The sequence below is a fragment of the Halomonas sp. B23F22_10 genome, assembly GCF_043496975.1.
GTDB classification, from domain to species: domain Bacteria; phylum Pseudomonadota; class Gammaproteobacteria; order Pseudomonadales; family Halomonadaceae; genus Halomonas; species Halomonas smyrnensis.
Map to the genome: position 1 here is coordinate 101478 of NZ_JBIEKF010000004.1, position 17688 is coordinate 119165.

Consider the following 17688-nt stretch of genomic DNA (forward strand, 5'->3'; position numbering starts at 1 on the left):
ATGCGGGGCATTCTGTCATTTCAGAGGTTGCTACGATGGTAATGGACATTAACGAGATTCGTGAGTATCTGCCCCACCGGTATCCCTTCCTGCTGGTGGACCGGGTGACGGAGCTTACCCACGGCGAATCCATCGTTGCCTACAAGAATGTCAGCATCAACGAGCCGTTCTTCAATGGCCACTTCCCGCATCACCCGATCATGCCGGGCGTGCTGGTGGTGGAAGCGCTGGCCCAGGCCTGCGGCATCCTCGGCTTCAAGACGGTCAACAAGCTGCCCGCCGACGGTTACGTCTACTACCTCGTGGGCAGCGACAACGTCCGCTTCAAGCGCCCGGTGATGCCCGGCGACCAGCTGGAACTGCGCGCCGACGTGATCCGCGAGAAGCGCGGTATCTGGAAGTTCCAGTGCAAGGCCAGCGTGGCCGGCGAGGTCGCCTGCGAGGCCGAGATCACCTGTGCCGAGAGGAAGGTCGCTTGATTCATCCCACCGCCATCGTAGATCCGGCCGCGCGCCTGGCCGATGACGTCGAGGTCGGCCCCTTCAGCGTGATCGGCGCCGACGTCGAGATCGGCGCCGGCTCGCGCATCGGCCCCCATGTGGTGATCCAGGGCCCGACGCTGATCGGCGAGCGCAACCGGATCTTCCAGTTCGCCTCGGTCGGCGAGGAGTGCCAGGACAAGAAGTACGCCGGCGAGCCCACCCGCCTGGTGATGGGCGACGACAACGTCGTGCGCGAGGGCGTGACCCTGCACCGCGGCACCGTCCAGGATCGCGGCGAGACCACCATCGGCTCGCGCAACCTGTTCATGGCCTACGTCCACGTCGGCCACGACTGCGTGCTCGGTGACGACTGCATCCTGGCCAACCAGGTGACCCTGGCCGGCCACGTCAAGCTGGGCGACTTCGCGATCATCGGCGGCCTGTCGGCGATCCACCAGTTCTGCCACTTCGGCGACCATGCCATGGCCGGCGGCGGCTCGATCATCACCAAGGACACGCCGGCCTACGTGATGATCAACGGCAACCCCGCCGCGGCCCACGGCCTCAACCTGATCGGCCTGCGCCGCCGCGGCTTCTCCAACGAGGCGATCCGCGCCCTGGGCGAGGCCTACAAGCTGGTCTATCGCCAGGGCCTGACCGTGGAGCAGGCGCTGACCGAGATCCGCACCCAGTACGCGCTGCCGGAAACCGAGGCGTTCGTCGCCTCCATCGAGGCCTCGACCCGCGGCATCGTGCGCTGACGCCATGACGATCGCGCGCGTCTACCTGGTGGCCGGCGAGCTCTCCGGCGACATCCTCGGCGCCGGCCTGATGCGCGAGCTCAAGGCCCGCCATCCGGGCGTCGAGTTCCGGGGCATCGGTGGGCCGCGCATGATCGAGCAGGGCATCGACAGTCGCTTCCCGCTCGAGACCCTTTCGGTGATGGGGCTGGTCGAGGTGCTCAAGCACCTGCCGGGCCTGGTGCGCGTGCGCCGTACCCTGCGCCAGGACGCCTTCGACTGGCGGCCCGACATCGTGATCGGCATCGACGCGCCGGACTTCAACCTCGGGCTCGAGCGCCAGCTGCGCGAGGCCGGCCTGACCACCGCCCACTACGTCAGCCCCTCCGTGTGGGCCTGGCGCCAGGGCCGGGTCAAGGGCATCGCCCGCGCGGTGGATGCCATGCTGACCTTCCTGCCCTTCGAGGCCGCCTTCTACGCCCGTCACCGGGTGCCGGTGGCCTTCGTCGGCCATCCGCTGGCCGACGAGCTGCCGCTGGTCAACGACCGCGGCGAGGCTCGGGAAGCGCTCGGCCTGCCCGCCCGGGGTGTGTCCGACGCGGCGCCGCTGCTGGCCGTGCTGCCCGGGTCCCGGGCCAACGAGATCCGCTTTCTGGGCGCGACCTTCCTCGATACCGCCGAGCGGCTGTGCCGCGAGCGCGAGGCGCTGCGGGTGGTGATTCCCGCCGCGACCCCGGCGCGCCGCGCCGAGCTGGAGTCGCTGCTCGAGGGCCGCGAGACGCTGCGCGAGCGGGTGACGCTGGTCGATGGCCAGTCCCGCGAGGCCATGGTGGCCGCCGACGCCGTGCTGCTGGCCTCCGGCACCGCGGCGCTGGAGGCGATGCTGTGCCACCGGGCCATGGTGGTGGCCTACCGCATGGCGCCGATGACCCACTGGCTGGCCAAGCGGCTGGTCAAGACCGAATGGATCTCGCTGCCCAACCTGATCGCCCGGGAGGCGCTGGTGCCGGAGCTGATCCAGGACGACGCCAGCCCCGAGGGCATCGCCGCCGAGCTCGCCTCACTGCTCGATGACGCCGAGGCGCGCCACGCCCTCGAGGCGCGCTTCGCGGCCATGCATCAAGGCCTGCAGCGCGACGCCAGCCGCCGTGCGGTGGACGCCGTCGAGGCACTGGTGGCGCGCCGCGCGCTGCCGGCCTCGGTGGCGCCCGAGGCGCTGGAGGAGGGCGCATGAAGGCCGAGGACTTCCCGCCGCTGGTCGTCGACTATCGCGGCACGCACCTGGCCGGGGTCGACGAGGTCGGGCGCGGCCCGCTGGTCGGCCCGGTGATGGCCGCCGCGGTGATCCTCGATCCGGCCGCGCCGATCGACGGGCTGACCGACTCCAAGAAGCTGACCGCCAAACGCCGCGAGGCGCTGGATGCCCGGATCCGCGAGCGGGCGCTGGCCTTCGCCGTGGCCGAGGCCAGCCCCGACGAGATCGATAGCCTGAACATCTATCACGCCACGCACCTGGCCATGCGACGCGCCATCGATGCGCTGTCGCCGGCCGCGGAATATCTGCTGGTGGACGGTAATCGGCTCCCCGGGCATCATGTGCCGGGCCAGGCGGTGGTGAAGGGCGATGCGCGTCATCCGGCGATCGCCGCGGCCTCGATACTGGCCAAGGTGGCCCGCGACGCCGACATGTTGGCGCTGGACGCGCGCCATCCCGACTATGGCTTCGCCCGCCACAAGGGCTACCCGACGCCCGAGCACCTGGCCGCTCTGACGCGCCTCGGCGCGCTGCCCGAGCACCGTCGCTCCTTTGCGCCCGTCAAGCGCCAGCTGAACCTGCTCTAGATCATCTAGCCTGTTGGACGGGGCGTCGAGACGGGCCGTGCCGGCCGGTCTCCGCTCCCGTGACAGCGTCGACCCATTTCCCATCATCAAGCCCGAGTCCGCCATGACCGCTCCCTTCGTTCATCTCCGTGTGCACAGCGAATTCTCCCTGGTCGATGGCCTGGTGCGTCTCAAGCCGCTGATCAAGGCGGCGGGCAGCCAGGGCGTGCCGGCGCTGGCGCTCACCGACGAGGCCAACCTCTTCGCCCTGGTCAAGTTCTACGGCGGCGCCCAGGGGGCCGGCCTCAAGCCGATCATCGGCGGCGACTTCTGGCTCGCCAACCCCCACGATGAGGCCCATCCCTATCGCCTGACGCTGCTGGCCATGAACGATGTGGGCTATCGCAACCTCACCGAGCTGATCTCGCGGGGCTGGGTCGAGGGACAGAAGGACGGCATGGCGCTGCTGGAGCGGAACTGGGTGCTCGAGCAGAGCGAGGGGCTGATCGCCCTGTCCGGCGGGCGTGAGGGCGACGTCGGCCGTCACCTGCTGACCGATCACCACGCCGAGGCCCGGGTCCTGCTCGACGAATGGCAGGCCGCCTTCCCCGGGCGCTACTACCTGGAGCTGACCCGCACCGGCCGGCCGCTGGAGGAGGAGTGCGTGCACCTCTCGGTGGATCTGGCCGTCGAGACCGGCACCCCGGTGGTGGCCACCAACGACGTGCGCTTCCTCGCGCGCGAGGACTTCTGGGCCCACGAGACCCGGGTCTCGATCGGCGAGGGCAAGGCGCTGGACGACCCGCGCCGCGAGCGTCGCTACACCGAGGAGCAGTACTTCAAGAGCCCCGAGGAGATGGCCGAGCTGTTCTCGGACCTCCCCGAGGCGCTGGAAAACAGCGTGATGATCGCCGCGCGCTGCAACGTCGACGTGCGCCTGGGCGAGATCTTCCTGCCGGAATACGGCATCCCCGAGGGCATGACCCAGGACGAGTTCTTCCGCAAGATCTCCCACGACGGCCTGACCGAGCGCCTGGACTTCCTCTACCCGGTGGAAAGGTATCCCCGCGACGGTGACGAGTACGCCGAGATCGATGCCCGCTACCGCCAGCGGCTCGACTTCGAGCTCAACATCATTCTGCAGATGGGCTTCCCGGGCTACTTCCTGATCGTGATGGACTTCATCCAGTGGGCCAAGGACAACGACGTCCCCGTCGGCCCGGGGCGGGGCTCCGGTGCCGGCTCGCTGGTGGCCTACGCGCAGAAGATCACCGACCTGGACCCGCTCGAGTACGACCTGCTGTTCGAGCGCTTCCTCAACCCCGAGCGTGTCTCGATGCCCGACTTCGATGTCGACTTCTGCATGGAGAAGCGCGACCGGGTGATCGACTACGTGGCCGAGCGCTACGGCCGCGACGCCGTCTCGCAGATCGTCACCTTCGGCACCATGGCCGCCAAGGCCGTCGTGCGCGACGTGGCCCGCGCCCAGGGCAAGCCCTACTCGCTGGGCGACAAGCTCTCCAAGCTGATTCCCTTCGAGGTCGGCATGACGCTGGCCAAGGCCATCGAGGACGAGCCCCAGCTCAAGGAGTTCCTCGACGCCGACGAGGAGGCCCAGGAGATCTGGGACATGGCGGTGAAGCTCGAGGGCATCACCCGCGGTACCGGCAAGCACGCCGGCGGCGTGGTGATCGCGCCGACCAAGCTCACCGACTTCTCGCCGCTGATCTGCGACGAGGACGGCAGCGGCCTGCGCGTGCAGTACGACAAGAACGACATCGAGGACGCCGGGCTGGTCAAGTTCGACTTCCTGGGGCTGCGTACCCTGACCATCATCGACTGGGCGCTGGAGATGGTCGACAAGGTGCGCGTCAAGGAAGGACTGGGGGCGCTCAACATCGACGCCATCCCGCTGGACGACAAGCCGACCTTCGAGATGCTCAAGAAGGCCGAGACCACGGCGGTGTTCCAGCTCGAATCCCGCGGCATGAAGGAGCTGATCAAGCGCCTGCTGCCGGACTCGCTGGAGGACATGATTGCCCTGGTGGCGCTGTTCCGGCCGGGGCCCCTGCAGTCGGGTATGGTCGACGACTTCATCAACCGCAAGCACGGCCGGGCCGAGGTCGCCTACCCGCACCCGGACTACCAGCACGAGCTGCTCAAGCCGGTGCTCGAGCCCACCTACGGCATCATCCTGTATCAGGAGCAGGTGATGCAGATCGCCCAGGTGATGGCCGGCTACAGCCTGGGTCAGGCCGACATGCTGCGCCGCGCCATGGGCAAGAAGAAGCCCGAGGAGATGGCCAAGCAGCGCGCCGGCTTCATGGAGGGCTGCGCCGAGAACGGTATCGACAAGGACCTCGCCGGCAACATCTTCGACCTGGTGGAGAAGTTCGCCGGCTACGGCTTCAACAAGTCGCACTCGGCGGCCTACGGCCTGGTGTCCTACCAGACCGCCTGGCTCAAGGCGCACTATCCCGGGCCCTTCATGGCGGCGGTGATGTCCACCGAGATGGACAACCTCGACAAGGTGGTGCCGCTGATCGAGGAGTGCCGCCACATCGGGCTCACGGTGACGCCGCCGGACGTCAACGTCGGTGGCTACAAGTTCACCGTCGATGACGAGGGCCGGGTGGTCTACGGCCTGGGCGCCATCCGCGGCGTCGGCGAGGGCCCCATCGGCGCCATCGTCGAGGCCCGGGAGGAGGGCGGCGCCTTCAGCGACCTGTTCGATTTCTGCAAGCGGGTCGATCCCAAGCGCATGAACAAGCGCACCCTGGAAGCGCTGATCCGCTCCGGGGCGCTGGACAACCTGGGGCCGAGCCGCGCGGTGATGGCCGCCTCGCTGGAAGCCGCGCTCAAGGCCGCGGCCCAGAACCAGGCCAACCAGAACCTGGGCATGATGGACATGTTCGGCGAGGCCTTCGCCGCCTCCGATGAAGAGGACGACACCGACGTCTATGCCGACTATCGTGGCGCCCGCGACTGGACCGACAAGGAACGCCTGGGCGGCGAGAAGGACACCCTCGGGCTGTATCTGACCGGCCACCCCATCGACGAGTACGAGAAGGAGCTCGAGCGCTTCGTCTCCACCCGCATCGGCGATCTCAAGCCGTCGCGCGAGCCCCAGCGCATCGCCGGGCTGGTGGTCGGCATGCGCACCATGAAGTCCAAGCGCGGCGACACCATGGCCTTCGTCACCCTGGACGACCGCACCGGCCGCATCGAGGCCTCGCTGTTCGGCGAGCTGTTCGATCAGGTGCGCAGCCGCCTGGACACCGATCAGGTGCTGATCGTCGAGGGCGAGGTACAGAGCGACGACTACTCGGGTGGCCTGCGCCTGCGCGGCAAGGAGATCACGCCGATGGTCGACGCTCGCACTCGCTACGGCCAGGCGGTGGAGCTGGCGCTGGACGGCGAGCGCGCCAACGGCCGGCTGGTGGACAGCCTGCGCGACAGCCTTGCCCCCTATCGCAGCGACGAGGGCCTGCCGGTGCGGCTGCGCTACCGCAGCGCCGCGGCCAGCGGCTGGCTGGAGCTGGCCGAGGAGTGGCGGGTCACGCCCTCCGACGAGCTGCTGATCGCCCTGCGCGAGGTCGAGGGCCAGGACGGCGTGCGCCTGCGCTACCGTTGATTCGCGCCGCTCCGACAATGTGCAGGCACCCTGGCTCGCCTTGCGTGGGCGTGTCAGGGTGCGATAATGAACGCCGTTTGACGCTTCCCCCCGGTCGCCCCTTCGGCCGACGAGACAAGGCTATCCCATGAACCCCAACTACCTAGATTTCGAACAGCCCATCGCCGAGCTTCAGGCCAAGATCGAGGAGCTGCGCCTGGTCGGCAACGACAGCCAGGTCAACCTGAGCGACGAGATCGGTCGGCTCGAGGAGAAGAGTCGCAAGCTCACCGAGTCGATCTTCAAGGATCTGACCGCCTGGCAGGTGTCGCAGCTGTCGCGCCATCCGCAGCGCCCCTACACGCTCGACTACCTCGAGCACGTCTTCACCGACTTCGACGAGCTGCACGGTGATCGCAACTTCGCCGACGACGCCGCCCTGGTCGGCGGCGTGGCGCGGCTGAACGACAAGCCGGTGATGGTCATCGGCCACCAGAAGGGCCGTGACGTCAAGGAGAAGGTGCGTCGCAACTTCGGCATGCCGCGCCCCGAGGGCTACCGCAAGGCCTGCCGCCTGATGGAGATGGCCGAGCGCTTCAGGATGCCGGTGCTGACCTTCATCGACACCCCGGGCGCCTACCCGGGCATCGACGCTGAGGAACGCGGCCAGTCCGAGGCCATCGCCTACAACCTGGCGGTGATGTCGCGGCTCAAGACCCCGATCGTCTCCACCGTGGTGGGCGAGGGCGGCTCCGGCGGCGCGCTGGCCATCGGCGTGTGCGACGAGCTGGCCATGCTGCAGTACTCCACCTACTCGGTGATCTCGCCCGAGGGCTGCGCCTCCATCCTGTGGAAGAGCGCCGAGAAGGCCTCCGAGGCCGCCCAGGCCATGGGTATCACCGCCGAGCGCCTCAAGGAGCTGGGCTTCGTCGATACCCTGATCCCCGAGCCGCTGGGCGGCGCGCATCGCAAGCCGGCGGACACCGCCGAGCGCATCCGCACCGCGCTGACCGAGAGCCTCGAGCGCCTCGAGGGCATGGAGACCGACGACCTGCTCGAGCGGCGGTACAAGCGCCTGATGAGCTACGGCGCCCCGGTGTAAAGCCCTTTCTGCGCTCGGCCATACGGCGTTAAAAATCGGCGCGAAATGCTCATTTACCGACGAGTAAACTGCGCTTTCTTGCCGATTTTTGCCTTGTCTGGCCTTCGCTCGAAGAGGGCGCTGGCTTTGGGGGATCCGCTGCCGGTATCTGGCGTGGGGAAGCTTCCCCTTCAACATGCCTGAGCGGTCTATCTGCCCATGAGCCTCGCGCCTTCTTCCCTGCAAGCCACGATCGACAGCGCCCTGGCCCAGACCCTGCCGGGGCGCGGCGTCTGGGTGGCGCTCTCCGGCGGGCTCGATTCCGCGCTGCTGCTGACCCTGGCCGCCGACGCCTGCCGGCGTCATCCGCGCCCGCTGCGGGCGCTGCACGTGCATCACGGCCTGCAGGCCGCCGCCGACGACTTCGAGTGCCACTGCCGGCGGCTGTGCGCGCGGCTCGGGGTGCCGCTGTTCGTCGAGCGTGTCGCGGTCGATGCCTCGGCGGGGCGGGGGCTCGAGGGCGAGGCGCGGGCCGCGCGCCATGCGGCCTTCGCCCGCCGCGTCGGTGCCGGCGAGACCCTGTGGCTGGCCCAGCATCGCGACGATCAGGCCGAGACCTTCCTGCTGGCCGCGCTTAGGGGCGCCGGCCCCCGCGGCCTCGCGGCCATGCCGCCGATGCGCGACCTCGACGGGCGTCGCCTCGTCCGCCCGCTGCTCGACGCTTCCCGCCCGGCGCTGGAGGCCGAGGCCGGACGCCTGGCCCTCGCCTGGGTCGAGGATCCGAGCAACGCCGACACCGCCCTGGACCGCAACTTCCTGCGCCATCGGGCGTTACCGCGGCTGGCCGAGCGCTGGCCGGACGCCGCGGCGGCGCTCTCGCGCAGTGCGGCGCTCGCCGGCGAGGCCGACGGCCTGCTCGAGGAATTCGCCGCCGAGGACCTGGCGCGACTCGGCGGCGACCCCGCGCGTCTTTCCTGCGAGACCCTGCTCGGGCTCTCTATCCCGCGCCGTCGGCTGCTGATCCGCCACTGCCTCGAGCGACAGGGGCTGCCGCGGCCGCCGGCCGCCCGGCTGGCGACGCTGCTCGAGCAGCTCGGCGCGCGCGGCGACGCCGAGGTGCGCATCGTCTGGGCGGGCGCCGAGGCGCGGGTCTGGCGCGGGAGCCTGTATCTGCTGGCGCCGGTCGTGTCGCTGCCGGCCGAATGGCGGGCCGCCTGGGACGGCCGCGTGCCGTTGTCCACGCCGCTGGGGCCGCTGGCGAGCGGGCTGCTTCGCGAGGACGGGGAGCCGGTCAGGCTGACGCTGGCGCCGCGGCTGGGCGGCGAGCGGCTGCGCCTGACGGGCCGGGGACGCCGCGATCTCAAGCGCCTGCTGCAGGAGTGGGGGTTGCCGCCCTGGGAGCGGGGCGGGCTGATCGTCGCCTGGCGTGGCGATGACGTGGTCGCGGTGGGGCGGCCCTCGGGCTGGCTGGCCTGCGCCGAGGGCTGGCGCAGCGGCTGAGCGGGCTCGGCCGGCGTCCAGGGTCAGTCGGCGTCGAGAATCAGCGTCAGGTCGGCGGCCTGCTGGTAGCCGACCTCCTGCTCCAGATCGGCGAGCAGCAGGCTGGGTTCCTGTTCCTCCACCAGGCCGAGCCGCAGCGTGGCCTCGTCGTCGGCCGCCAGCGTCGGCGTGTCGGGCGGCTGTTCCGGACGCGAGTGGTTGAGGATCACCGCCAGGCGCAGCAGCCGGGCCAGCCGCGACATGGCGGGACGCTCGGTGGCGGGCAGCGCCTGCCACTCCTTGAGCGGGAACTTGCGACGGTGGGCGCGGACCAGGAAGGCCAGCTGGCGCTGGTCGGGGCGCGAGAAGCCGGCCAGGTCGGAGTTCTCCAGCAGGTAGGCGCCGTGGCGATGGAACTGGCTGTGGGAGATCGCTAGGCCGACCTCGTGGAGCCGGCTGGCCCACTCCAGGAAGCGCGCCTGATCCTCGTCCAGCCGCCAGGCCTCGCGCACCTGCGCGAACAGCGCCAGCGCCGTGGCGGCGACGTTATCGGCCTGACGGGCGTCGACGCCGTAGATGCGCTGGAGGTTGGTCAGCGTCTTGAGCCGCGAGTCCTCGGGACTGTTGCGGCCGGCCAGGTCGTAGAGCACGCCCTCGCGCAGGGCACCGTCGGAATAGCGCATCTCCTGCAGGTCGAAGGCCTCGAAGATCGCGCCGAGGATGGCGATGCCGGCGGGGAAGACCCGGGCGCGGTCGTCCTTGAGGCCGTCCATGGCGACCTTGTCCAGGCGCTTGCACTTGAGCAGCCGCTTGCGCAGGTCGGCGAGGCCCTGGCGGGTGATCACGCCCTCGGGCGACTTGCCGGCGGCGGCGATCACCGCCGCGGCGGCCTTGACGGTGCCGCTGGAGCCGACCGGGTCGCTCCAGCCGAGCTTCTGGAAGGGCTTCTTGATGTTGGCGAGCTCGGACAGCGCGGCCAGCTCGGCGCGGCGCATGCGCTTCTCGGTGATCTCGCCGCCGTCGAAGAAGCGCCGCGTGAAGGTCACGCAGCCCATGCTCAGGCTCTCCAGGGCCTGGGGCTCGAAGTGTTCGCCGATGATGAACTCGGTGGAGCCGCCGCCGATGTCGACGATCAGCCGCCGGCCGTCCTCGGCCACGGCGTGGGCGGCGCCGAGATAGACCAGGCGGGCCTCCTCGCGGCCGGCGATGATCTCGATGCGGGTGCCGAGCAGGGCCTCGGCGCGATCGATGAATGCCTGGCTGTTGTCGGCGTCGCGCAGGGCGTTGGTGCCGACCACCCGCAGGTCCTGTGGGGCGATGCCCTCGAGGAAGGGGGCGAAGCGGGCCAGGCAGTCCAGCGCCCGGGTCATGGCCTCCTCGGTGAGGCAGCCGTCGTCGCCGAGGCCCGCGGCCAGCTGGACCTTGTCGCCCTGGCGGGCGACGACCTGCAGGCGGTCGTCCCGATAGTTGGCCACCAGCAGGTGAAAGCTGTTCGAGCCGAGATCGATGGCGGCGAGTCGGCGGGGAGCGAGCTCGGGCTCGCTGGCATCGGCGTCGTGCCGGTCCGTAGGCGCGGTCATGGCGGGTCCTTCAGGGAGACTGGCCAAAAGGTTGCGGTCGTCCATCGGGCTTGTCAATCGCGTCGGGGCGGGGCCGGCGCGGGTATTGCGTTTCCCGTCACCCTTGACTAGTATCGGGGCGTTCGCCTGTTCCGAATGCTTCCCGACCGCGCATGGCAACCACGCCACGGTCATGTTATCCAAGTCGTCAGATAGCCCTCTGCAATCAGCCCTCTTCCCGGCCCATGGCCTGTTGCGCTGATTTCAGGCGAAAACGAACCTGCTCCCTCGCTCCCGAGACTGGCCCGGCATCCTCAGCGGTTGCCCGCCCGTGGCCATGACCCGCATTCGACGAGAGGCAGCCTGTCCGGGCTCTGAACGCATCCACGCGGCGTTAATGTCTCGCCTCTTTTCCCATACGGCGCACGACTGCCCGGCTTTCACGAGCAACTTCTGAACACACCGATGAATCTTACCGAACTCAAGCAAAAGCCCGTGCCGGAACTCCTGGAGATCGCCCGTGAGATGGGCATCGACAACCTGGCACGTTCCCGCAAGCAGGACATCATCTTCGCCATCCTCAAGAAGCACGCCAAGAGCGGCGAGGCCATCTACGGCGACGGCGTGCTGGAAATCCTGCAGGACGGGTTCGGCTTCCTGCGCAGTGCCGACTCATCCTACATGGCCGGCCCCGATGACATCTATGTGTCGCCTTCACAGATCCGGCGCTTCAACCTGCGCAAGGGCGACTCCATCTCCGGCAAGATTCGTCCGCCCAAGGAAGGGGAGCGTTACTTCGCGCTGTTGAAGGTCAGCGAGATCAACTTCGACAAGCCCGAGAACGCCAAGCACAAGATCCTCTTCGAGAACCTCACGCCGCTGTTCCCCCAGGAACGGCTGCGCATGGAGATCGGCAACGGCTCCACCGAGGATCTCACCGCGCGGATCATCGATCTGACCGCCCCCATCGGCAAGGGCCAGCGCGGCCTGCTCGTCTCGCCGCCCAAGGCGGGCAAGACGCTGATGCTGCAGAACATCGCCACCTCGATCACGCGCAACAATCCCGAGTGTCACATGATCGTGCTGCTGATCGACGAGCGGCCCGAGGAGGTCACCGAGATGTCGCGCACCGTGCGCGGTGAGGTGGTGGCCTCGACCTTCGACGAGCCGCCGGCCCGCCACGTGCAGGTCGCCGAGATGGTGATCGAGAAGGCCAAGCGCCTGGTCGAGCACAAGAAGGACGTGGTGATCCTGCTCGACTCCATCACTCGTCTGGCGCGCGCCTACAACACCGTGGTGCCGTCCTCCGGCAAGGTGCTGACCGGCGGCGTCGACGCCCACGCCCTCGAGAAGCCCAAGCGCTTCTTCGGCGCGGCGCGCAACATCGAGGAAGGCGGCAGCCTGACCATCATCGCCACGGCGCTGGTCGACACCGGCTCCAAGATGGACGAGGTGATCTTCGAGGAGTTCAAGGGCACCGGCAACATGGAGGCCCACCTGGACCGCAAGCTGGCCGAGAAGCGCGTCTATCCGGCCCTCAACATCCGTCGCTCCGGCACCCGCCGCGAGGACCTGATCGCCTCCGAGGACGAGATGCAGCGCATGTGGATCCTGCGCAAGCTGCTCAACCCGATGGACGATACCGCGGCCACCGAGTTCCTGATCGATCGCCTGAAGGATACCAAGACCAACCTCGAGTTCTTCGAGGCCATGAAGCGGCGTTGACGCTACGCCGCCTTGATGGGCGACGAGGACCGCCGCCGGCGCCACGCCGAGCGAAACCCTGATGCGTCGTTTGCGGCCTGCGCGTCGCGGTACAACATAATCCCTCACGGGTACCGCTCGCTCGCCATCCTTGGCGAGCGCCGCGCGCCGCTTCACTCTGCATCAGCGCTCGGCTAAGGGCTTGCGCGTCGGTCCTCGCCGCTCTTTCCCGTCTTCGATTCGTTCGGCCGGGGTGGGGGTTCAGGCGCAGCATCCCGAAGGGGCAGCATGCTATGCTGCCCCTTTTGCGTCGTTCGGGATAACGGGAAGGCCGCATGAAGTACAAGGACCTGCGCGAGTTCATCGCCGCGCTGGAAGAGCAGGGCGAGCTTAAGCGCATCACCGCCGAGGTGGATACCTATCTGGAGATCACCGAGATCTGCGACCGCACCCTGCGGGCCGGCGGACCGGCGCTGCTGTTCGAGAACGTCAAGGGCCACGACATGCCGCTGCTCGGCAACCTGTTCGGCACGCCGAAGCGGGTCGCCCTGGGCATGGGCCAGGAGTCCGTCACCGCGCTGCGCGAGGTCGGCGAGCTGCTGGCCTTCCTCAAGGAGCCGGAGCCGCCCAAGGGCTTCCGCGATGCTCTCGACAAGCTGCCGGTCTACAAGCAGGTGATGAGCATGGGCCCCAAGCGGCTCAAGCGCGCGCCGGTGCAGGAGGTGGTGCTGGAGGGCGACGACGTCGACCTCGACCGCCTGCCGATCCAGCACTGCTGGCCCGGCGACGCCGCGCCGCTGGTCACCTGGCCGCTGGTGATCACCAAGGGGCCGCACAAGACGCGCCAGAACCTCGGCATCTACCGCCAGCAGAAGCTCTCGCGCAATCGTCTGATCATGCGCTGGCTGTCCCATCGCGGCGGCGCCCTGGACTTCCAGGAATGGTGTCGCGAGCATCCCGGCGAGCCCTTCCCCGTGGCGGTGGCGCTGGGCGCCGACCCGGCGACCATTCTCGGCGCCGTGACGCCGGTGCCGGACTCGCTCTCCGAGTACGCCTTCGCCGGGCTCTTGAGAGGTTCGCGCACCGAGCTGGTCAAGTGCGGCCACGCCGACCTCGAGGTGCCGGCCTCCGCCGAGATCATCCTCGAGGGCTTCCTCTACCCGGACGACACCGCCCCCGAAGGCCCCTACGGCGACCACACCGGCTACTACAACGAGGTGGAGACCTTCCCGGTGTTCACGGTCACGCGCATGACCATGCGCCGCGACGCGATCTATCACTCCACCTACACCGGCCGTCCGCCGGACGAGCCCGCGGTGCTGGGGCTGGCGCTGAACGAGGTGTTCGTGCCGATCCTGCGCCGCCAGTTCCCCGAGATCGTCGACTTCTACCTGCCTCCGGAAGGCTGCTCCTACCGCATGGCGGTGGTGACCATGAAGAAGCAGTATCCCGGCCACGCCAAGCGGGTGATGATGGGCGTGTGGAGCTTCCTGCGCCAGTTCATGTACACCAAGTTCGTGGTGGTCCTCGACGACGACGTCAGCGCCCGCGACTGGCAGGACGTGATCTGGGCCATCACCACCCGCATGGACCCGGCGCGGGACACGGTGATGGTGGAGAACACCCCCATCGACTATCTGGACTTCGCCTCGCCGGTGGCGGGGCTGGGCTCCAAGATGGGCCTGGATGCCACCGACAAGTGGCCCGGCGAGACCGATCGCGAGTGGGGCACGCCCATCGTCATGGACGAGGCCGTCAAGGCCCGCGTCAGCGAGCGCTGGGACGAGCTGGGCATCGATACCCCTGATTACCACAAGAGGCATTCATGACGGCAAGGACCCTGACCTGCCAGGTCGTCGAGGTCGAGGACCTCACCCCCGACGTCTTCCGGGTGCGCCTGGAAGGCCGCGCCGAGGCCATGGCCCACGCGCCCGGCCAGTATCTGGAGATGGAGCTCGACCCCGAGACCTGGGTGCCGTTCTCCATCGCCAATGCCCATGAGGGCGACGGCCGGCTGGAGCTGCACATCCAGCACTGGCCGGAGCGCTCCAACTCGGCGCGGCTGCGCGAGCTGCTGGTGGAGGCGCAGCACCTGACCCTGCGGCTGCCGAGCGGCGACTGCGTGTTCGACCCGGACAGCACCCGCCCGCTGCTGCTGGTCGCCGCCGGCACCGGCTTCGCCCAGCTGAAGGCGATCGTCGAGGCGGCACTCCACGCCGACCCGGCGCGCGAGATCGCCCTGTGGTGGGCGGCCAAGGAGCGTCGCGAGTTCTACCTCGAGAGCCTGGCCCGGGAGTGGGCGTCCCAGCACCCGAACCTGACCTTCCACGGCGTCAGCGAGCAGGGCATGGGCGACGATTTCGGCGACGAGCGCGTCCAGGGCCATGCCGGACGCATCGACGCGGCGCTGGGCGCGGCGCTCGACGACGTCGACGTCTCCGGCCATGACGTCTATCTCTCCGGCTCGCCGGGCATGGTCTATGCCTGCGTCGACGTGCTGGCGTCGCTGGGGCTCGAGCCGTCGCGGGTGTTCTCCGACGTCTTCGCCTACGCGCCGCGCGACCCGCTGGTGCCCACCGTGGGCAGCCTGGTGAGGGAAGGCCGGGCATGAGCGCCTCGCCGATCCTGATCACCGGCGGCGCCCAGCGCCTGGGGCGTCACTGTGCCGAGCGGCTGGTCGACGAGGGCCATCCGGTGATCGTCAGCTACCGCCGCGAGCGCGAGGCCCTCGAGGCGCTGCGGCGCCGCGGCGTCGTCACCCTGCAGGCCGACTTCGACAGCCAGGCGGGTATCGAGGACTTCCTCGAGCGCCTCAGGGCCGAGACGTCCTCGCTGCGCGCCATCGTCCACAACGCCAGCGACTGGGCGCCGGACGTCGCCGGGCCCGAGGCCGGCGAGAACTTCGAGCGGCTGTTCCGGGTGCACATGCTGGCGCCTTACCTGATCAACCTCGGCGCCCGCGAGCTGCTCGAGGCCTGCAGCGAGCCGATGCGCGACATCGTGCACATGACCGACTTCGTGGCCGCCAAGGGCTCGCGCAAGCACGCCGCCTACGCCGCCTCCAAGGCCGGGCTCGAGAACCTGACGCTGTCGTTCGCCGCCATGTACGCGCCGTCGATCCAGGTCAACGCCATCGCGCCGGCGATGATCATGCTCAACGAGGACGACGACGAGGCCTATGCCGAGAAGGCCCGGGCCAAGTCGGCCATGGGGCTGATCCCCGGGCCGGGCGTGATCCACCAGAGCCTGCGCTACCTGCTCGACAACCGCTACGTGACCGGCATCACCCTGCCGGTCGATGGCGGGCGCCATCTCCGCTAGCGTCGGGGGAGGGCTCGCCGTCGCACGGCATTCCGCCTAGACTGGCGGTATTCCCGACGAGGCGAGGAGGGTGCCATGTCCGAGCATGACGATGACGTCAAGGACGACAGCGGGCTGCTGGCCGTCTTCCTGGGGCTGGCGGTGCTGGTCGGCATGAGCGGCCTGCCGGCCACCATCGCCTGGATCCGGTTCGCCACCGGCTGAGCCTTGCCATCCGGCCCGGGAGCGGGCAGGATGGAGCCTGACATTCAGGATCACCCTCACGCGAACCGTCGCGAAATACCGAGCGCCCCATGACACCGAGCCCGTCCCTGACCCCGCGCCGCCCGATGACCGCCTTCCCGGCGGCGATGGCCCGTGGTCACGAGGCCGTCGTCGGTGACGCCTATTATTGGCAGGGCTACTGGTTTAGCGCCGGCGTGCCGGCGGCCGTGTCCTGATCGCACAGGACGACGCCGCGAGGCACGCCCGCCAAGGGTTGCCTCCGACACTCAGAACCCCCGGACGGCAACCCCGCCCGGGGGTTCTGCGTTTCTGGCCTGACACGCTGCATTCGAGATTCGAGGAGACACTCATGACCGCATTCGATCGCCACCACGCCGAGTTCCGTACCCTGGGCCGGGACTATTATGGCTATGGCTGGCGATTTATCGACGTGCGGTCGGCTCAGTGCGCCACCTCCGACCGTGGGCTTGCCGGTGGCATGACCCTGTCCCGACCCTCACGCTCACGGAGTTGATGCTCATGAATGCCCCCGTTTCCCTCGCCACCACCGCTGAATCCGTCTCCCGCCGCGGCGCCCGCGCGCTGCCCACGCCGGCCGAGCTCCACCACGCCCTGCCGCTCGAGCCGGCCCTGGCCCGCCGCATCGAGGGCCAGCGCCAGGGCATTCGCGACATTCTCGCCGGCCGCGATGACCGCCTGCTGGTGGTGGTCGGGCCCTGTTCGATCCACGACCCCGAGTCCGCCCTCGAGTACGCTCGCCGCCTGGCCGAGCTGGCGCCGCGGGTCGAGGATCGCCTGCTCCCGGTGATGCGCGTCTACGTCGAGAAGCCGCGCACCACCGTCGGCTGGAAGGGCCTGGCCTACGACCCGGATCTGGACGGCAGTGGCGACCTGGCCCGCGGCCTCGAGCTCTCCCGCTCGCTGATGCGCGAGATCGCCGGCCTCGGCCTGCCGGTGGCCACCGAACTGCTGCAGCCGATGCTGGCGCCCTACCTCGACGACCTGCTGAGCTGGGTGGCGATCGGCGCCCGCACCACCGAGTCCCAGCTGCATCGCGAGCTGGCCAGCGGCCTGGAAGCGGTGGTCGGCTTCAAGAACGCCACCAGCGGCGACCTGCAGGTGGCGGTGGATGCCATGCGCGCCGCCGCCCATCCGCACCAGCACTTCGCCATGGGCCCCGACGGCCGGCCCGAGATGTGCGAGACCCCCGGCAATCCGCATACCCATGCGGTACTGCGCGGCGGCCACGGCGAGCCCAACTTCCGCGCGCCCCAGGTGGCGGCGGCGCGCCGGACCCTGGAGGACGCCGGCCAGAACCCGCGGCTGATGGTCGACTGCAGCCATGCCAATGCGCAGAAGGATCATCGCCGCCAGAGGGAGGTGATGCTCGACGTCCTCAACCAGCGGCTGGCCGGCGATGCCTCGCTGGCGGGGCTGATGCTGGAGAGCCATCTCCACGAGGGCAAGCAGCCGCTGGTGCCGGGCGCGCTGCGCCACGGCGTCTCGGTCACCGATGCCTGCATCGGCTGGGACACCACCGAGCATCTGCTGACCACGGCCGCGGAGCGCCTGCGCGACGCCTGAGCCCGACGCGACACGCGCGCACGCAAAAGCGCCTCCCCCGGCGGACCGGGGAGGCGCTTTGCATTGTCGCCTCGATCGA

General features: G+C 69.3%; 16 protein-coding genes. 15 read left to right on the forward strand and 1 reads right to left on the reverse strand.

The genetic code is table 11. From position 1 onward, the window contains the following. The first annotated feature begins 35 nt into the window (after positions 1–35). From fabZ to tilS, 7 genes are all read left to right on the forward strand, one after another. The gene (fabZ, locus tag ACGTNF_RS10275; protein ID WP_026068244.1) at positions 36–479 is read left to right on the forward strand and encodes a 3-hydroxyacyl-ACP dehydratase FabZ; all 444 of its coding nucleotides are present in this window, start codon (positions 36–38) and stop codon (positions 477–479) included. Beyond that, complete coding sequence (gene lpxA / locus ACGTNF_RS10280; protein WP_394601624.1) at positions 476–1243, forward strand: acyl-ACP--UDP-N-acetylglucosamine O-acyltransferase; 768 nt, start codon at positions 476–478, stop codon at positions 1241–1243. The genes fabZ and lpxA overlap by 4 nt, the downstream gene beginning before the upstream one ends. Before the next feature lie 4 nt (positions 1244–1247). Then, entirely contained in the window at positions 1248–2456 is a 1209-nt protein-coding gene (gene lpxB, locus ACGTNF_RS10285) for a lipid-A-disaccharide synthase (RefSeq protein WP_394601625.1), read from the forward strand. Beyond that, positions 2453–3064, forward strand: coding sequence for a ribonuclease HII (rnhB, locus tag ACGTNF_RS10290; protein WP_394601626.1), 612 nt, complete (start codon positions 2453–2455; stop codon positions 3062–3064). Before lpxB ends, rnhB begins: the two co-directional genes overlap by 4 nt. 103 nt (positions 3065–3167) lie before the next feature. Next, positions 3168–6677 carry a DNA polymerase III subunit alpha gene (gene dnaE, locus ACGTNF_RS10295; protein WP_394601627.1) on the forward strand — a complete coding sequence of 1170 codons (3510 nt, stop codon included), beginning with the start codon at positions 3168–3170 and terminating at the stop codon, positions 6675–6677. A gap of 127 nt (positions 6678–6804) precedes the next feature. After that, positions 6805–7758, forward strand: a complete 954-nt coding sequence (locus ACGTNF_RS10300) for an acetyl-CoA carboxylase carboxyltransferase subunit alpha (protein WP_394601629.1) — start codon at positions 6805–6807, stop codon at positions 7756–7758. 198 nt (positions 7759–7956) lie between these two features. After that, positions 7957–9237, forward strand: a complete 1281-nt coding sequence (gene tilS, locus ACGTNF_RS10305; protein ID WP_394601630.1) for a tRNA lysidine(34) synthetase TilS — start codon at positions 7957–7959, stop codon at positions 9235–9237. Between the two features lie 23 nt (positions 9238–9260). Here the strand turns inward: tilS and ppx are convergent, their stop codons facing one another. Beyond that, on the reverse strand, positions 9261–10796 hold the full coding sequence (gene ppx / locus ACGTNF_RS10310; RefSeq protein WP_394601631.1) for an exopolyphosphatase: 1536 nt from the start codon (positions 10794–10796) through the stop codon (positions 9261–9263). Between the two features lie 444 nt (positions 10797–11240). Here ppx and rho point away from each other — a divergent pair, with 444 nt between their 5' ends. From rho to ACGTNF_RS10350, 8 genes are all read left to right on the forward strand, one after another. Then, positions 11241–12500, forward strand: a complete 1260-nt coding sequence (rho, locus tag ACGTNF_RS10315) for a transcription termination factor Rho (protein WP_394601632.1) — start codon at positions 11241–11243, stop codon at positions 12498–12500. Between the two features lie 314 nt (positions 12501–12814). Then, positions 12815–14308 (forward strand): 4-hydroxy-3-polyprenylbenzoate decarboxylase, encoded by a 1494-nt coding sequence (ubiD, locus tag ACGTNF_RS10320; protein ID WP_394601633.1) that lies wholly within the window; start codon positions 12815–12817, stop codon positions 14306–14308. Beyond that, a complete protein-coding gene (locus tag ACGTNF_RS10325; RefSeq protein WP_394601635.1) occupies positions 14305–15090 on the forward strand; it encodes an FAD-binding oxidoreductase in 786 nt (261 codons plus the stop codon). Before ubiD ends, ACGTNF_RS10325 begins: the two co-directional genes overlap by 4 nt. Then, positions 15087–15800 carry a dihydromonapterin reductase gene (gene folM, locus ACGTNF_RS10330; RefSeq protein ID WP_152479748.1) on the forward strand — a complete coding sequence of 238 codons (714 nt, stop codon included), beginning with the start codon at positions 15087–15089 and terminating at the stop codon, positions 15798–15800. The genes ACGTNF_RS10325 and folM overlap by 4 nt, the downstream gene beginning before the upstream one ends. A 75-nt stretch (positions 15801–15875) precedes the next feature. Beyond that, positions 15876–16004 carry a hypothetical protein gene (locus ACGTNF_RS10335; protein WP_016853471.1) on the forward strand — a complete coding sequence of 43 codons (129 nt, stop codon included), beginning with the start codon at positions 15876–15878 and terminating at the stop codon, positions 16002–16004. 89 nt (positions 16005–16093) lie between these two features. Continuing rightward, entirely contained in the window at positions 16094–16240 is a 147-nt protein-coding gene (locus ACGTNF_RS10340) for a hypothetical protein (RefSeq protein WP_394601637.1), read from the forward strand. A gap of 134 nt (positions 16241–16374) precedes the next feature. Continuing rightward, a complete protein-coding gene (locus ACGTNF_RS10345) occupies positions 16375–16539 on the forward strand; it encodes a hypothetical protein (protein ID WP_394601638.1) in 165 nt (54 codons plus the stop codon). Between the two features lie 5 nt (positions 16540–16544). Next, the gene (locus ACGTNF_RS10350) at positions 16545–17609 is read left to right on the forward strand and encodes a 3-deoxy-7-phosphoheptulonate synthase (protein ID WP_394601639.1); all 1065 of its coding nucleotides are present in this window, start codon (positions 16545–16547) and stop codon (positions 17607–17609) included. Positions 17610–17688: the final 79 nt, after the last annotated feature.

Bases quoted from the DNA above. Each gene is read 5' to 3' on its own strand.
- ACGTNF_RS10340 (WP_394601637.1), top strand. From the start codon at position 16,094: ATGACACCGAGCCCGTCCCTGACCCCGCGCCGCCCGATGACCGCCTTC.
- ACGTNF_RS10335 (WP_016853471.1), top strand. From the start codon at position 15,876: ATGTCCGAGCATGACGATGACGTCAAGGACGACAGCGGGCTGCTGGCC.
- ACGTNF_RS10345 (WP_394601638.1), top strand. From the start codon at position 16,375: ATGACCGCATTCGATCGCCACCACGCCGAGTTCCGTACCCTGGGCCGG.
- folM (WP_152479748.1), top strand. From the start codon at position 15,087: ATGAGCGCCTCGCCGATCCTGATCACCGGCGGCGCCCAGCGCCTGGGG.
- lpxB (WP_394601625.1), top strand. From the start codon at position 1,248: ATGACGATCGCGCGCGTCTACCTGGTGGCCGGCGAGCTCTCCGGCGAC.
- dnaE (WP_394601627.1), top strand. From the start codon at position 3,168: ATGACCGCTCCCTTCGTTCATCTCCGTGTGCACAGCGAATTCTCCCTG.
- fabZ (WP_026068244.1), top strand. From the start codon at position 36: ATGGTAATGGACATTAACGAGATTCGTGAGTATCTGCCCCACCGGTAT.
- ACGTNF_RS10350 (WP_394601639.1), top strand. From the start codon at position 16,545: ATGAATGCCCCCGTTTCCCTCGCCACCACCGCTGAATCCGTCTCCCGC.
- ppx (WP_394601631.1), bottom strand. From the start codon at position 10,796: ATGACCGCGCCTACGGACCGGCACGACGCCGATGCCAGCGAGCCCGAG.
- rho (WP_394601632.1), top strand. From the start codon at position 11,241: ATGAATCTTACCGAACTCAAGCAAAAGCCCGTGCCGGAACTCCTGGAG.
- rnhB (WP_394601626.1), top strand. From the start codon at position 2,453: ATGAAGGCCGAGGACTTCCCGCCGCTGGTCGTCGACTATCGCGGCACG.
- ACGTNF_RS10300 (WP_394601629.1), top strand. From the start codon at position 6,805: ATGAACCCCAACTACCTAGATTTCGAACAGCCCATCGCCGAGCTTCAG.
- ACGTNF_RS10325 (WP_394601635.1), top strand. From the start codon at position 14,305: ATGACGGCAAGGACCCTGACCTGCCAGGTCGTCGAGGTCGAGGACCTC.
- tilS (WP_394601630.1), top strand. From the start codon at position 7,957: ATGAGCCTCGCGCCTTCTTCCCTGCAAGCCACGATCGACAGCGCCCTG.
- ubiD (WP_394601633.1), top strand. From the start codon at position 12,815: ATGAAGTACAAGGACCTGCGCGAGTTCATCGCCGCGCTGGAAGAGCAG.